Annotated in this window: 13 protein-coding genes and 1 pseudogene; 6 read left to right on the forward strand and 8 right to left on the reverse strand. The window is 59.8% G+C overall.

Features of this window, described 5'->3' with window-relative positions:
• Positions 1–5: 5 nt before the first annotated feature.
• From rfbA to PHS32_RS06520, 4 genes are all read right to left on the reverse strand, one after another.
• Positions 6–899 (reverse strand): glucose-1-phosphate thymidylyltransferase RfbA, encoded by an 894-nt coding sequence (rfbA, locus tag PHS32_RS06505; RefSeq protein WP_301078104.1) that lies wholly within the window; start codon positions 897–899, stop codon positions 6–8.
• A 12-nt stretch (positions 900–911) separates the two neighbouring features.
• Complete coding sequence (gene rfbD / locus PHS32_RS06510; RefSeq protein ID WP_301078105.1) at positions 912–1802, reverse strand: dTDP-4-dehydrorhamnose reductase; 891 nt, start codon at positions 1800–1802, stop codon at positions 912–914.
• Positions 1799–2863: a dTDP-glucose 4,6-dehydratase gene (gene rfbB / locus PHS32_RS06515; protein ID WP_301078140.1), complete on the reverse strand. Its 1065-nt coding sequence runs from the start codon at positions 2861–2863 to the stop codon at positions 1799–1801. The genes rfbD and rfbB overlap by 4 nt, the downstream gene beginning before the upstream one ends.
• Before the next feature lie 78 nt (positions 2864–2941).
• Complete coding sequence (locus PHS32_RS06520; protein ID WP_301078106.1) at positions 2942–4939, reverse strand: SDR family oxidoreductase; 1998 nt, start codon at positions 4937–4939, stop codon at positions 2942–2944.
• A 205-nt stretch (positions 4940–5144) separates the two neighbouring features.
• Between PHS32_RS06520 and PHS32_RS06525 the strand changes: the two genes are divergently transcribed.
• From PHS32_RS06525 to PHS32_RS06540, 4 genes are all read left to right on the forward strand, one after another.
• A complete protein-coding gene (locus PHS32_RS06525) occupies positions 5145–5690 on the forward strand; it encodes a phasin family protein (RefSeq protein ID WP_301078107.1) in 546 nt (181 codons plus the stop codon).
• A 156-nt stretch (positions 5691–5846) separates the two neighbouring features.
• On the forward strand, positions 5847–7100 hold the full coding sequence (locus PHS32_RS06530; RefSeq protein ID WP_301078108.1) for a patatin-like phospholipase family protein: 1254 nt from the start codon (positions 5847–5849) through the stop codon (positions 7098–7100).
• The gene (locus tag PHS32_RS06535) at positions 7094–7759 is read left to right on the forward strand and encodes a TetR/AcrR family transcriptional regulator (protein WP_301078109.1); all 666 of its coding nucleotides are present in this window, start codon (positions 7094–7096) and stop codon (positions 7757–7759) included. Before PHS32_RS06530 ends, PHS32_RS06535 begins: the two co-directional genes overlap by 7 nt.
• A 20-nt stretch (positions 7760–7779) precedes the next feature.
• Positions 7780–8553 carry a hypothetical protein gene (locus PHS32_RS06540; RefSeq protein ID WP_301078110.1) on the forward strand — a complete coding sequence of 258 codons (774 nt, stop codon included), beginning with the start codon at positions 7780–7782 and terminating at the stop codon, positions 8551–8553.
• Between the two features lie 54 nt (positions 8554–8607).
• On the opposite strand, the gene PHS32_RS06545 is transcribed toward PHS32_RS06540, so the two are convergent.
• Complete coding sequence (locus tag PHS32_RS06545; RefSeq protein ID WP_366143466.1) at positions 8608–10194, reverse strand: wax ester/triacylglycerol synthase family O-acyltransferase; 1587 nt, start codon at positions 10192–10194, stop codon at positions 8608–8610.
• Between the two features lie 227 nt (positions 10195–10421).
• Between PHS32_RS06545 and PHS32_RS06550 the strand changes: the two genes are divergently transcribed.
• Positions 10422–10676 (forward strand): acyl-CoA-binding protein, encoded by a 255-nt coding sequence (locus tag PHS32_RS06550; RefSeq protein WP_301078111.1) that lies wholly within the window; start codon positions 10422–10424, stop codon positions 10674–10676.
• Positions 10677–10795: 119 nt separating this feature from the next.
• On the opposite strand, the gene PHS32_RS06555 is transcribed toward PHS32_RS06550, so the two are convergent.
• Positions 10796–11122 (reverse strand): polyhydroxyalkanoic acid system family protein, encoded by a 327-nt coding sequence (locus tag PHS32_RS06555; protein WP_301078112.1) that lies wholly within the window; start codon positions 11120–11122, stop codon positions 10796–10798.
• Positions 11115–12183 (reverse strand): annotated as a pseudogene (locus PHS32_RS06560) (aminopeptidase). The gene PHS32_RS06555 and the pseudogene PHS32_RS06560 overlap by 8 nt, the downstream one beginning before the upstream one ends.
• A 26-nt stretch (positions 12184–12209) precedes the next feature.
• Between PHS32_RS06560 and PHS32_RS06565 the strand changes: the two are divergent.
• A complete protein-coding gene (locus PHS32_RS06565) occupies positions 12210–12545 on the forward strand; it encodes a DUF1840 domain-containing protein (protein ID WP_301078114.1) in 336 nt (111 codons plus the stop codon).
• A 16-nt stretch (positions 12546–12561) separates the two neighbouring features.
• Here PHS32_RS06565 and PHS32_RS06570 read toward each other — a convergent pair whose 3' ends face one another.
• Positions 12562–13503: a tripartite tricarboxylate transporter substrate binding protein gene (locus PHS32_RS06570; protein ID WP_301078142.1), complete on the reverse strand. Its 942-nt coding sequence runs from the start codon at positions 13501–13503 to the stop codon at positions 12562–12564.
• Positions 13504–13615 lie beyond the last annotated feature (112 nt).

Genomic DNA, 13615 nt, shown 5'->3' on the forward strand with positions numbered 1-13615 from the left:
GTGAATCAGGGTTCGTGGCGATTGCGTTCCAGCAGCAAGCGCAGCAAGTATTGACCGTAGCCATTCTTGGCCAGCGGCTGCGCCAGCTTTTGTAATTGGGCGTCGTCGATAAAGCCGTTACGCCAGGCGATCTCTTCGACACAAGCCACTTTCAGGCCCTGGCGCCGCTCCAGCGTGGCGATGAACTGACTGGCTTCAAGCAAACTGTCGTGCGTGCCGGTGTCCAGCCAGGCATAGCCGCGCTGCATGATTTGCACATTGAGCTTGCCCTGCTCCAGATAAACCTGGTTGACGGCCGTGATCTCCAGCTCGCCCCGGCCGCTGGGCTTGACCGCCTTGGCAATGTCCACCACCTGGTTGTCATAGAAGTACAGGCCGGTGACGGCATAGTTGCTTTTCGGCTGCGTCGGCTTTTCCTCAATGCTGCTGGCCCTGCCCTGGGCGTCAAAAGCGACTACGCCATAGCGTTCGGGATCTTGCACATGGTAGGCAAACACGGTAGCGCCCTCGACTTTTTGGTCGGCCCTGGCCAACAAAGGTCCGAAATCATGCCCGTAGAAAATGTTGTCGCCCAACACCAGTGCGCTGGGGGCCTGGCCCAGAAATTTGTCGCCGATGATGAAAGCCTGTGCCAGGCCGTCCGGACTGGGTTGCACCGCGTACTGCAAGTTCAGCCCCCATTGCGAACCGTCGCCCAGCAACTGCTGGAAGCGCGGCGTGTCCTGCGGCGTGCTGATGACCAGAATGTCGCGCAGGCCGGCCAGCATGAGGGTGCTCAAGGGGTAATAAATCATCGGCTTGTCATACACCGGCAGCAGTTGCTTGCTCATCGCCAATGTGGCCGGGTGCAGCCTGGTGCCGGAGCCGCCGGCCAGGATGATGCCTTTGCGTTGAATCATGGTTAATTTCAGTTACAGGATTTCTGCCAGCATGCGGGCCACCCCTTGCTGCCAGGGTGGCAGACTCAAGCCAAAAGTGGTTTGCAGCTTGCGTGTGTCAAGGCGCGAATTATGGGGCCGTCTGGCGCTGGTCTGGAAGGCACTGCTGGGCACCGGCACCGCCTCGGAGGTTCGCATTTTAAGGGCCGGCTGCGCCAGCCTGGCTTGGCTCAGCACGTAATTGGCGTAGCCGCACCAGCTGGTCTCACCACCTGCAACCAAATGGTAGAGCCCGCCGTCACCGGGGCGCTGCCACACCTGGCGGATGGCGTGCGCGGTCACGTCGGCCAACAACTCGGCTCCGGTAGGCGCGCCGAACTGGTCGTCGATCACCGTCAGGCGCTCCCGCTCCTGCGCCAGACGCAGCATGGTTTTGGCAAAGTTGCCGCCGCGTGCCGCATAGACCCAGCTGGTGCGAAAAATCAGGTGGCGCGCTCCGGCCGCCTGTATCAGTTGCTCGCCTTCAAGCTTGGTCTGGCCGTAGACGTTGAGCGGTGCCGGGGCATCGCTCTCGGTCCAGGCGCGGCTGCCGCTGCCGTCAAACACATAGTCGGTGCTGTAGTGCACCAGCCAGGCGCCCAGCCTGGCCGCTTCCTGCGCCAGCACTCCGGGCGCCAGGGCATTGAGGCTGCGCACCAGCTCGGGTTCGCTCTCGGCCTGGTCCACCGCGGTATGTGCGGCGGCGTTGACGATCAGGTCCGGCTTGAGTTCCCGGACGGTGTCAACCAGACCGGTCAGGTTGCCGAAGTTCCCACAGTAGTCGCTGCTGTCGTGGTCCAGCGCCACCACCTCGCCCAGCGGCGCCAGGCTGCGCTGCAATTCCCAGCCAACCTGCCCACCTTTGCCAAAAAGAAGGATCTTCATGCGCGCTCAGCGTAGTTGGCTTTCACCCACTCGCGGTAAGCGCCAGACTGCACGTTTGTCACCCAGGCTTGATGGTCCAGGTACCAGTGGACTGTCTTGCGAATGCCGGTCTCGAAGGTCTCGGCCGGCATCCAGCCCAGCTCACGCTCAATCTTGCTGGCATCGATGGCGTAGCGCCGGTCATGGCCGGGGCGGTCCTGGACATAGGCAATCTGCGTCTTGTAACTGCTGCCGTCGCCCTTGGGCCGCAATTCGTCCAACAGGGTGCAGACGGTGTGCACGATCTCGATGTTGGGCTTTTCGTTGCAGCCGCCGACGTTGTAGGTTTCACCGACCCGGCCACTCTGCAACACCCGGCGGATGGCGCTGCAATGGTCTTTGACATAGAGCCAGTCGCGCACTTGCAGGCCGTCGCCATAGATGGGCAGGGGTTTGCCAGCCAGGGCGTTGACGATGATCAGCGGAATCAGTTTTTCGGGGAAATGCAAGGGCCCGTAGTTGTTGCTGCAGTTGGTGGTGAGCACCGGCAGGCCGTAGGTGTGGTGCCAGGCGCGCACCAAGTGGTCGCTGGCGGCCTTGCTGGCGGAGTACGGGCTGTTGGGTTCGATCTTGTGGGTTTCGGTAAACGCCGGGTCGTCGGGGGAGAGACTGCCGTAGACCTCGTCGGTGGACACGTGAAGGAAGCGAAATGCCGCACGCGGGCCCTCCGCCAAGCCCTGCCAGTAGGCACGCACGCTTTGCAGCAGGCGCATGGTGCCCACCACATTGGTTTGAATGAAGTCCTCCGGCCCATGGATGGAGCGGTCGACGTGGCTTTCAGCCGCAAAATTGAGCACCGCACGCGGCTGGTACCGCGCCAGCAGTTGCGCCACCAATGCCGCGTCCCCGATATCGCCTTGCACGAACAGATAGCGCGAATCACCCTGCAAGGAGAGCAGATTTTCCGGATTGCCGGCGTAGGTGAGCTTGTCCAGGTTGAGCACCGCCTCATCCGACTGGGCCAGCCAGTCGAGCACAAAATTGGCGCCGATAAAACCCGCTCCGCCAGTTACCAGAATCATCATCTCCCCCTTGTGGATCTACCTGTAAAAAAAGGGCGCACACGGCGCCCTTCGATTATCGCCGCCGGCGCGGCAGGCTCAGAAATGGATGCCCCGCATCATCTGCTGCAAGGCTATCGCCTCGTGCGACAGCTGCTGCCTGACCGGTTTATCGCCCGGCTTGGCACCTTTGGCGGCGCCCGAGTCCGGGAACATGCGAAAACTGGTGTTCATGGCGATTTGTGCCACCCGGGGCAACAGCGCGTGCAGCAATTGCCCGGTGATGCCCAGACGGGTGGCAACGCGCACCGGCTTGAAAATGCAGGCCTGGGCAATCATGTCGGCGGCTTCTTCCGGCGACAGCGTGGGCACATTGTTGTACAAACCAGTGGGCGCGATCATGGGGGTGCGCACCAGCGGCATGTTGATGGTGGTAAACGAGATCCCCTGATCGGCGAATTCACTGGCGGCACAGCGGGTCCAGGCGTCCAGCGCCGCCTTGGAAGCGACATAAGCACTGAAACGCGGCGCATTGGTCAGCACGCCAATGGAGCTGATATTGACCACGTGACCCTTCTTCCGTGCCACCATGCCCGGCAGAAAGCCCATGGTGACGCGCAGGCTGCCGAAATAATTGAGCTGCATGGTGCGCTCATAGTCGTGAAAGCGGTCATAGCTGGACTCGATGGCACGCCGAATCGAGCGACCCGCGTTATTGATCAGGAAATCGACACCGCCATGGACATCAATGAGCTGTTTCACAAAACGGTCGCAGTCGGCCATGTCGGCGATATCGACCGGGTAGGCGACGAAACTGTAGCCCTTGGCCTTGGCCTCCTTGCAGGCTTCTTCCAGCTTGTCGAGGTCGCGCCCGCAAATGATGGTGATGGCACCGGCCTCGGCAAACTTGTGGGCGGCAGCCAGACCGATGCCCGACGAGCCGCCGGTGACCAGTACCACCTTGCCCGCCACCGTGCCGCGCAAGGAGTGGTCGATGTGCAAGGCCGGGTCCAGATGACGCTCCCAGTAATCCCATAGGCGCCAGGCGTAATCCTTCAGATTCGGACAGGCCACGCCAGTCCCCTTGAGCGCTGCCAGCGTGTCGCGGCAATCAAAGCGTGTCGGATAGTTGACGAAGGTGAGCATGTCTTCCGGCAGGCCCAGGTCCTTCATGACGGCGTTGCGCACCCGACGCACCGGTGCCAGCGCCAGCAGGCCTTTGGTGACGCTGCGCGGGATGAAGCCGAGCAAGGCGGCGTTGATGAACAGGTTCATCTTGGGCGCGTGCGCGGCCCGGCTGAAGATGTCCAGCACATCACCCACGCGGTAACCCACCGGGTCCACCAGGTGGTAGCACCTGCTTGCAATGTCTTTTTTGTGGCTGATGGTGTCCAGCGCCTCGACCACGAAGTCCACCGGCACGATGTTGATGCGGCCACCCTCCAGGCCCACCGAGGGCATCCAGGGCGGCAACAACTGCCGCATGCGCTGGATCAGTTTGAAGAAATAGTAGGGGCCGTCGATCTTGTCCATTTCCCCGGTCTGGCTGTCACCCACCACCATGGCCGGGCGATAGACCGACCAAGGCAGCTTGCATTCCTTGCGCACGATTTTTTCGCTTTCGTGCTTGGTCATGAAATAAGGATGCTCGTAGTTTTCAGCCTCTTCGAACATATCCTCACGGAACACGCCTTCGTACAGTCCTGCCGCGGCAATCGAGCTGACGTGGTGAAAATGTCCGGCATCGATGGCCTTAGCCAGTTCAACCGTGTTGCGCGTGCCTTCGACATTGACGGCAATCTGACTCGCCTCGTCGGCACCCAGGTCGTACACCGCCGCCAGATGGTAGAAGTGGTCAATCTGGCCTTTGAGCTTCTTCAGGCTATCGGTCGACAAACCCAGCTTCCTGCTGGTGAGATCGCCAAACACAGGTACCAGACGCGCCGCGCTGGCGCCCCAGTATTGCCGCAGGTCCGCAACCTTGCCCTCGCTCTCCTTGCGAATCAAAAAATAGACCACCGAGCCCTTGCGCTCCAGCAGTTTTTTAACCAACCGCTTACCAATAAAGCCGGTGGCACCCGTGACAAAGTACTGCATCAAAACCTCCATTCAGATGACGCATTCTTGCCGATATTGCGGCATCTGCTATTCAGCACAAACCCGTGTTCCGCTAGAGCCCAGTCCCTACAAATTTAGGAAGCCTCACCTACACAGCGCTTTGATCGCCCCGTAAAGTGCCCCTCATGCACTGACTTGCATTGTTCATCAGCGTCAACATTTCTCAACCTGTCTGGAGTTTCCCATGGTCACCAAGCTGAAAAAATCAAATCCGTCGAAAAAAGCCCCCTTGCCGCTGGCGGGATCGGTCAAGGACTCGGCCCAGCAAATCTGGCAAGCTGGCGTCGGCGCTTTCAACAAGGCTCAGGCGGAGGGCACCAAGGCGATTGAAGCCCTGATCAAGGAGGGTGTCAGCATGCAGCGCAAAACGCAATCGGTGGCTGAAGAAAAGCTCTCGGAAGCCAGCAGCAAAATGTCAAGCATGGCCACCGATATCTCTTCCAAGGCTTCCGGTCAGTGGGACAAGCTGGAAAGTATTTTCGAAGACCGTGTGGCCAAGGCCCTGAACAAACTGGGCGTCCCTTCCGCCAAGGACATCAATGCCCTGATCGCGCGCATCGATGAGTTGAACAAAAGCGTCCAGAAGCTGTCGGCCAAGGGCGCCGCGCCAAAGGCCGCCGTGAAGACAGCGCCCAAGCCGGCTGCCAAAAAGGCGGTCAAAGCTGCGCCCAAGGTGGCGCTCAAACGTGCTGCACCTCGCAAAACGGCGGCGCCTGCAAGCCCTGTTTGATCACACCCCGTCGTTACAGCGACGCAAGAAGCCAATGGTGCCAAGGACACGAAAGGCTTCCTCCTAGGGCGCTCCGGCGCCCTTTCTTGTTTTGGCCGGCGCCCATTGCTGCATCGCAGCAAGTTTTCCTCTCGATCACCCCTACACTTTGTTCTTATGAAGCGTAAACCATCACAAGCACCCAAAATTGCACTGGCGTTGGCGGGTGGCGGCCCTTTGGGCGCTATTTACGAAATCGGCGCCCTCTGCGCGCTCGACGAGTCCCTGAACGGAATCGATTTCACCAAACTGCAACACTATGTGGGTGTATCCGCCGGTGGCTTCATTGCCGCCGGGCTGGCCAACGGCATCAGCCCACGCGAGCTGTGTGCGTCATTCATCGAAAACGGCAACACTGCCTCCGAGACATTTGACCCAGCCTGGCTGATGATGCCGGCTTACGGTGAATTTGCGCGTCGCGGCATCATGCTGCCAGCCTTGTTGATGTCCGCCTTGTGGCAAGTCACCGTGCGTCGCAAACCATTCACCCAGGCCCTGCAGCGCCTGGGGCCGGGTCTGCCGGCCGGCATTTTCTCCAACGAGCAGGTCAACGTTCAGATCGAGCGCCTTTTTTCGCAAGCCGGCCGCACCAACGACTTTCGCCAACTCAAGACCCAGCTCACCCTGGTGGCGACCAATCTGGACAGCGGGGAGGCCGTTCCATTTGGCCGCCCGGGCTGGGACCACGTACCGATCTCCAAGGCCGTGCAAGCCAGCGCGGCCCTGCCGGGCTTGTTTCCACCGGTCGAAATTGACGACAACTATTACGTCGATGGCGCCTTGAACAAAACCATGCACGCGTCGGTCGCCCTGGAGCAGGGTATTGACCTGATGTTGTGCCTGAACCCGCTGGTGCCCTTCGACGCCACGGCCCCTCAGGTCGCCAAAGTCATGCGACGCGGCCTGCCATCCGAGCAGCACCATATCCCGCGCATTGTGGACGGTGGTCTGCCAGCGGTCCTGAGCCAGACCTTCCGCTCCTTGATCCACTCGCGCCTGGTCCTGGGCATGCGGCAATACGAACATGCCTACCCGAATACGGACATCTTCCTGATCGAGCCCGACCACCGCGATCCCGAACTCTATCTTGCCAACACCTTCAGTTATTCGCAGCGCCGCCACCTGGCCGAGCACGCCTACCAGCAGACTCGTCAATTGCTGCGCTCGCACAAAACCGGTCTTTCAGACAAATTGTGGCGCCACGGCATTACCCTGCACCATGAGGCGCTGGATGACCCGAAGCGGCATCTGAGCGCGCCGGTCAAGGCCTCAACGCAAATCGGGCGGAGCATCGACAAACTGCAGGAGATCATGGACGACCTAGGACATGCCGTCAGGTCGACCGCACACGGGGGCAGCCCTTCATGGTGAAAAAGGCGCCCCGGCGCACGGCCGAACGGATTCTGGAAGTCACGCTGGAACTGTTCAACCGCTTTGGCGAGCCCAACGTGTCCACCACCTTGATTTCGGCCGAGTTGAGCATCAGCCCGGGCAACCTCTATTACCATTACCCGGCCAAGGACGAGCTCATCAACGCACTGTTTGACCGCTACGAACGTGCTCTCAATGACTTGCTCAACGCCAGCGACGGCGTGCGCGACGTGGAAGACGCCTGGTTTTTCATGCACACCTTGTTTGAGTTGATCTGGCAATACCGGTTTCTGTACCGCGATCTGAACGATCTGCTGAGCAAGAACCGGCGACTGGAAACGCATTTTCAGTCGGTCCTGAAAAACAAGACCCGTGCCGTGAAAACGCTGTTGGACGGCATGAGCCGCGCCGGCGCCGTCAGCATTGATTCGCGTGAAGTGGAGGCTACTGCAACCAGCATGGTGGTGGTTCTGACCTACTGGCTTAGTTTTGAGTACGTACGCGACCCGCGCCGGGCCCTGGAACCTGAAAATGCACAATCCGCCCTGCTGCGGGGTGCGCAGCACGTATTGAACCTGCTGGCACCCTATCTGGAGCAGGGCCAGCGCCTGCATTTACTGAAGCTGGCGGGTGCCTACAATAACAACGACAAACAATAGCGTTAGGCAGAGGAGACAACATGGCCAAATGGACCGCCTTTCCCTATGCGGGTGACTATGTATTTGATGCCGCCAGTGTCAAGAAGAACTGGGCGCGTTTGCATGCCGGGGATGCCGAGCCGCTGCCCAAGAACACCAAGGTGCTACAGGCTTGGGCCTTGTTCCACAACGGCGAATTCCAGAAAGCCATGGACATGGGACTCAAGATTGGCGGTGCCGGTCTCACCGTGGCCAACAAGTCGGCATGCGTCTACGCCACCTACCTTGAAAAAATGGAAAAGGCCAGGCTTGACCTGTACCTTGAAGTAGCCCAACGCGCCGGCACACAGGCGCAGGAAAACCCGGAAAACGTCAATGCCCATTACTGGCATGCTTACGCACTGGGCCGCTACAGCCAGGGTATCAGCGTCGCCAAGGCCTTGGCGCAAGGGCTTGGCAGCAAGGTCAAGGGATCACTGGAAAACGTGATCAAACTGCAGCCCAAGCATGCCGACGCCCACATCGCCTTAGGTGCTTTTCACGCCGAGGTCATCGACAAGGTGGGCTCGCTCATCGGCAGCATGACCTATGGCGCCAAAAAAGACACCGGGCTGGCGCTGTTCGAACAGGCGCTCAAGCTGAACTTCGAATCGGCCATTGGCATGATCGAATACGCCAACGCCATGATCATGCTCGAAGGCGACAAGATGCTCAAGGAAGCGACCCGGCTGTACCAGCAAGCGGCAGCGGCCAAGCCGATCGACGCCATGGAACGACTGGACGTGGAAATGGCCAGGGAAGAACTGGAAGACTGATTCAACATCCCGCTTCGAGTTGGGGACCGAGCTAAAGATCTGTCCCGCAAACAATTAATCATTCCAGGGCAACATCAAGGTCACCATCGCCAATTTGGCAAACTCGGGTTCAAACTCGTCAATGATTTTCTGCGGATCGGGGCACAAGGTGGCATCGCTGATGACGCCAAATTGCACACCGCCGCCATAGCTCAAGATCGAAACGCCCAAACCCACGGAGCCGGATTGCGGTACCCAGAACAGGCTTTGCTCCAGAGTAGCGCCGCAAAACTTGAGTTTTTCGCGCGGACCCGGCACATTGGTCATGACCGCGGTGGTTTTTTTGGAAAACAGGCTGAGCATGGCGTCTTGCGCCGGTTTGATCAACAGACCCGCCACCGCCAGCAAGCCGAACGCCATCAGGGGCTGCATACTGCCTTTCATCAGGCTCATGCGGCGACGCACCTCGTAGACGCGCTCGACCGGATTCGCGACACCGATCGGCAACACCACCGGCGCCAGGCCAAAGCGGTTGCCCAGCTTGTAGGCGTCTTGCATGGCGCGCAGGTTCACCGGCACCATGGCCCGGATTTCCTTGCCGGCGACCTCATCGCCGAATGACTTCAGGTACTCGGCGATGGCGCCGGCAACGCAACTTAACAGAACATCGTTGATGGAGCAGTTCAAGGCCTTGCCCACGGCCTTGACCTCTTCCAGTGGAATCGGCTGACACCAGGCGACGCGCTTGGACCTGCCGGGATTGCCTTTGAGGCGGGTCGGTGAGTCGTCCGGCATCAGCGCCAAAGCGGCGCCGTCACGCATTACTTGATACGCCATCTTGGCCAACTCAATAGAGCTGGCGAATCCCTTCTCCATGCCTTTTTGCGGCCCTACCATCATCTCCAGGGCATTGACCGCGCCATCGCCGGCCGCGTCCAGCGCCTTCACCGTCACGTCGGTGAAGGGCTTGATCAATGTCTCCATGATCCAGTCCTCGGCACTTTCCAAGCCCCCGTGATGCGGCTCCTTGACGGTGCGCTGAGGCGGGGCAGAGCCGCCATCCACCATCGACTGGGTGACCGAAATCAGGGCGATACCGTCGGCAATGCAATGGTGAATGCGCGCCAACAGGGCCGAGCCGCCCTGGTAATGCTCGACCAGATGAAACTGCCACAGCGGATGTTCCATGTCAAGCGGCTGCATCGCAAGTTCCGCCAGGCGATCCTGCAAGGCCTGCTGCTCACGACCCTTGGCCTTGGGCCCGAGTTTCTCGATCACCACATGCCGTTCAATCTTGAAGTCCGGGTCCTTGACCCAGGTGGCGCCAGCGGCATCCTGTTGTACCCGCTGACCAAAGCGCGGGTATTTGAGAAAGCGTTCCTCGATACGTTCGCATACCGCCTTGTAGCCAACCCCCGGCTTGATGATCCAAACACCCACGATCATCATCAAATTGCTGGGAGAATCCATGCGCAGCCAGGCGGTATCGACCTTGCTCATGCGCTCGCCGGTCAGCCCCAGGGTGCCGTTGACGGCATCGGATACGTTCTTGCGCACCACCTTGGCCGCTCGGCGCACCTTTTTCCCCGCCTGCTGCGCGACTGGCGCCACGCTATCGACCACTTGTTGCGTGACTTTTTTGGCAGTGACTCGGGTAACCATGGGGACTCCAGACTCGGTAAAACTAAATATCCAAAATACAGTTCTTGGGGGATGCCCCTATTCTGTAGGCAATTGGAACCGTAAGATACTACGCAAATACGCCAAATGGGTGGGGTATTTCCCTTACTGAACTTTGCCGGACAGATCGCCGTTACGCGAGGCGAACAAATTCTGTCCTCGACATTTCAAATGTGAGACCGTTTCGTTCCCAACTATTTAGGAAAATCATGCCAGACCTGAAAACAAAGTTTGACGCCGCCGTTGCCAATTCAAAAAACCTGACGGAGCGCCCCGACAACGCGACGCTGCTCAAAATCTACGCGCTGTACAAACAGGCCAGCGTGGGCGACAACACCGACAAAAAACCCGGTTTTGGCGACATGGTGGGGCGTGCCAAATGGGATGCCTGGAATGGCCTCAAAGGCACGCCCAGTAAAGACGCGATGCAGCAATACGTCGATTTGATTGAATCCCTGAGCTAAGTCGCGCCAGACCTTGGTGTCTGTCATGCCGGACCCCGGATCGGAGTCCGGAGCAGGCCCGATCCGGCAGCCATGGGTTGCGGGTCGCGCCGGCAATGACAGCCTTCATGACCGGTTGATCATCTTTTTTTGACCAGGTGCGCTTTCGCAGCCGGCTTGGTCTTGAGCAAGTCGTCCAGGTTTTTCACAATTTCGCTCTCGATCTTGCCCTTGAAAGCGCCAATCAGAAAACCGAGTTTGGCATTGAGTTCGAACTTGTCCTTGGTAACGGTCAGGGTACCGTCAACGCCGGAGCGGGTAAAGCACACTTCATCGCCCGTTTTACCTTCTTCGTAAGTGCAACTCATGCCGAATTCTTCTTCCACATGCTCGGCCCAGCGGAAGGCAATTTTTCGCGCCGCGGGCAAACCGAGTGCGTGTTCGCGCAGGATATGAAGATCAGCCACTTGTGTGCTCCGTTGCTATTTGTTTCAGGGCCTGGACCCGCTCCGTTGCCGGCATTTTCGCCAGCCGCCTGACCGCATCATAAAACCGCGGCCAGTTCTTGCCTTCGCGGGCGAACAAGGCTTCAAAACCCGGCACCAGTTCGTCGTAGGCGGCCTGAGCGCCAAATGCCGCGTTGTTGGCACCGGCCACCCAGGCGTCGTACGCGCTATAGCCACCCCAACTGCTCTTGAGCCGGGCATAGTCATCACGAAAATCCTGCAGCACCCTATTCTTTCTGGCAATCAGTTCTTTGCGATCGAGCACCGGCAACTCCCCTGTCCCGTAGATGGCAAGCAGGCGGACCCGCGTGGCCAGTGACAGCGCCCGAAACTGCTGGCGTCGGGCGTCAAACTCCGCGTACTCTTTCCTGGCCGCAACGGCACCATGGACCGAGAGCCAGCGCTCGCTCCCCAGGCGCTCCACGGCCGTGGCAAATGACTCGTTGAACAAGGTGTCGTCCTTGACATACAGCACCTGATGCGCCAGTTCATGAAAAATCATGCGCGCCAACTCCCCTTCCGGGTAGCTGATGAAGGTGTTGAGCAGGGGGTCGCCGCCGACCCAGTGTGGAGTAGGCCGGCACACCGTAGACGCTGACCTCCAGCCCTTCCAGGGCCAGCGCCCGCGCTTGGGCACGCGCCTCGGCCTCGCTGAAATAGCCCCGGTAGCCGACACAGCCGACCACCGGAAAACACCAGGTTTTGAGGGTCAGCGAGAACTCGGGTGCCGCCACCACATTCCACACGACGGCGCGGCGCTGCAGATCGGCGTAGCTGTGGTAGCTGGCGTTGTCGGGTAGTTGCAGCTCGGTCACGGCAAAGCTTCGTATACGCTGCGCCAACACCAAACGCTGCTTCAACGCGGGCGCGGCGTCCTGATCAACCAACCACTGCTCGATCGGCCGGGCCACCAGCATCATGTGCAAATGCCCTTCCACCGATTGCAGGTAGTAATGGGTGTCGGCACAAGCGGCCAGCAAGCTTGACAGGAATAGGCCGGCAAGGATCTGAAGATTTCGCATCGTGGCGCAGTTTACGATGCGTCTCTATGCTGTACAAATTCAAATCCAAATCCACCGGTGACCTCATCATGCTGCAGCCCAACGGACGGCGTGTGCTGGACATCATCGGCAAAGACACCCGACCCGGCGCGGGTGACAAAGGCATCATCCTGCCGGAACAAATGCCGGCAGCCATTGCCGCGCTGGAAGCGGCCGTTGCCAAAGAAGAGGCAGAGCAAAAAGCCGCCCTGACGCAAGCGCTGGCCCGCATGGAGCCAGCGCCCCGCTTTGAGGCGATCTCGCTGCGCCAGCGGGCCTTGCCTTTTATCGAGATGCTGCGCCGCTGCGAGCGGGCTGGACACGAAATCGTCTGGGGCGTGTAGATGGCCCCCGAGGGGGCTAATCAACCTTGGCGCCGGACGCCTTCACTACCGGCGCCCATTTCTTGATTTCGGCATCGATCAACGCGGCGAATTGCTGCGGTGTGTTGCCGCTGGGAATGGCGCCCTGGGCCAGCAACTTTTCCTTGATGGCGGGGGTGTTGAGGGCCTTGGCGGTTTCCTGCTGGATCCGGTTCACGACATCGGCTGGGGTGCCTGCCGGTGCCAGCAAACCAAACCAGCTGCTGGCCTCGAAGCCTTTGAGCTTGCCGGCTTCTTCGATCGTGGGCAGCTCAGGCATGGCGGCCGAGCGTTGCGAACTGGTCACCGCAAACGCCTTGAGCTTGCCCCCCTTGATCTGCGGCATGGCCGAAGGCAAATTGTCAAACATCACATCCACCGTGCCAGACACCATGCCCATCATGGCGGGGCCGGACCCGGTGTAGGGAATGTGGGTCATGAAAGTGCCGGTCATGGTCTTGAACAATTCGCCCGCCAGGTGAATCGATGTGCCATTGCCGCTGGATGCCATGTTGAGTTGCCCCGGATGGGCCTTGGCGTAGGCAATGAAGTCGAGCACATTGTTGATGCGCAGAGCCTTCGCCTTCTCGGTATTCATCACCATCACATTGGGCACGCCGGCCACCAGCGTGATTGGCGCGAAGTCCTTTTGCGGATCGTAGGGCAAGCGGCTGTAGAGCGACTTGTTGATGCCATGGGTGCCCACGGTACCCATCAACAAGGTGTAGCCATCCGCCGGCGCCTTGGCGACGATGTCGGCGCCCAGGTTGCCGCCGGCACCAGCCCGGTTATCGACAATGAAACTTTGACCAAACGCCTTCGACAACTCCGGCGCCACGGCACGGGCCAGGATGTCGGTGGTACCACCCGGCGCAAAAGGCACCACAATTCTGACTGGCTTGGTGGGCCAAGCGGTCTGCGCCAACGCTTGGCTGGCCATTGAAATAGTCGCTACTCCGGCGAAAATCAGGGTGGCCAAGCGGCCAAGGTGGGGGAAGGATAAGGTCATTGAAATCTCCTCTGGTTTTGGTCATGACAGGACGCTGCTGCTG

This window comes from Rhodoferax sp., assembly GCF_028714215.1.
Taxonomy (GTDB): domain Bacteria; phylum Pseudomonadota; class Gammaproteobacteria; order Burkholderiales; family Burkholderiaceae_C; genus Rhodoferax.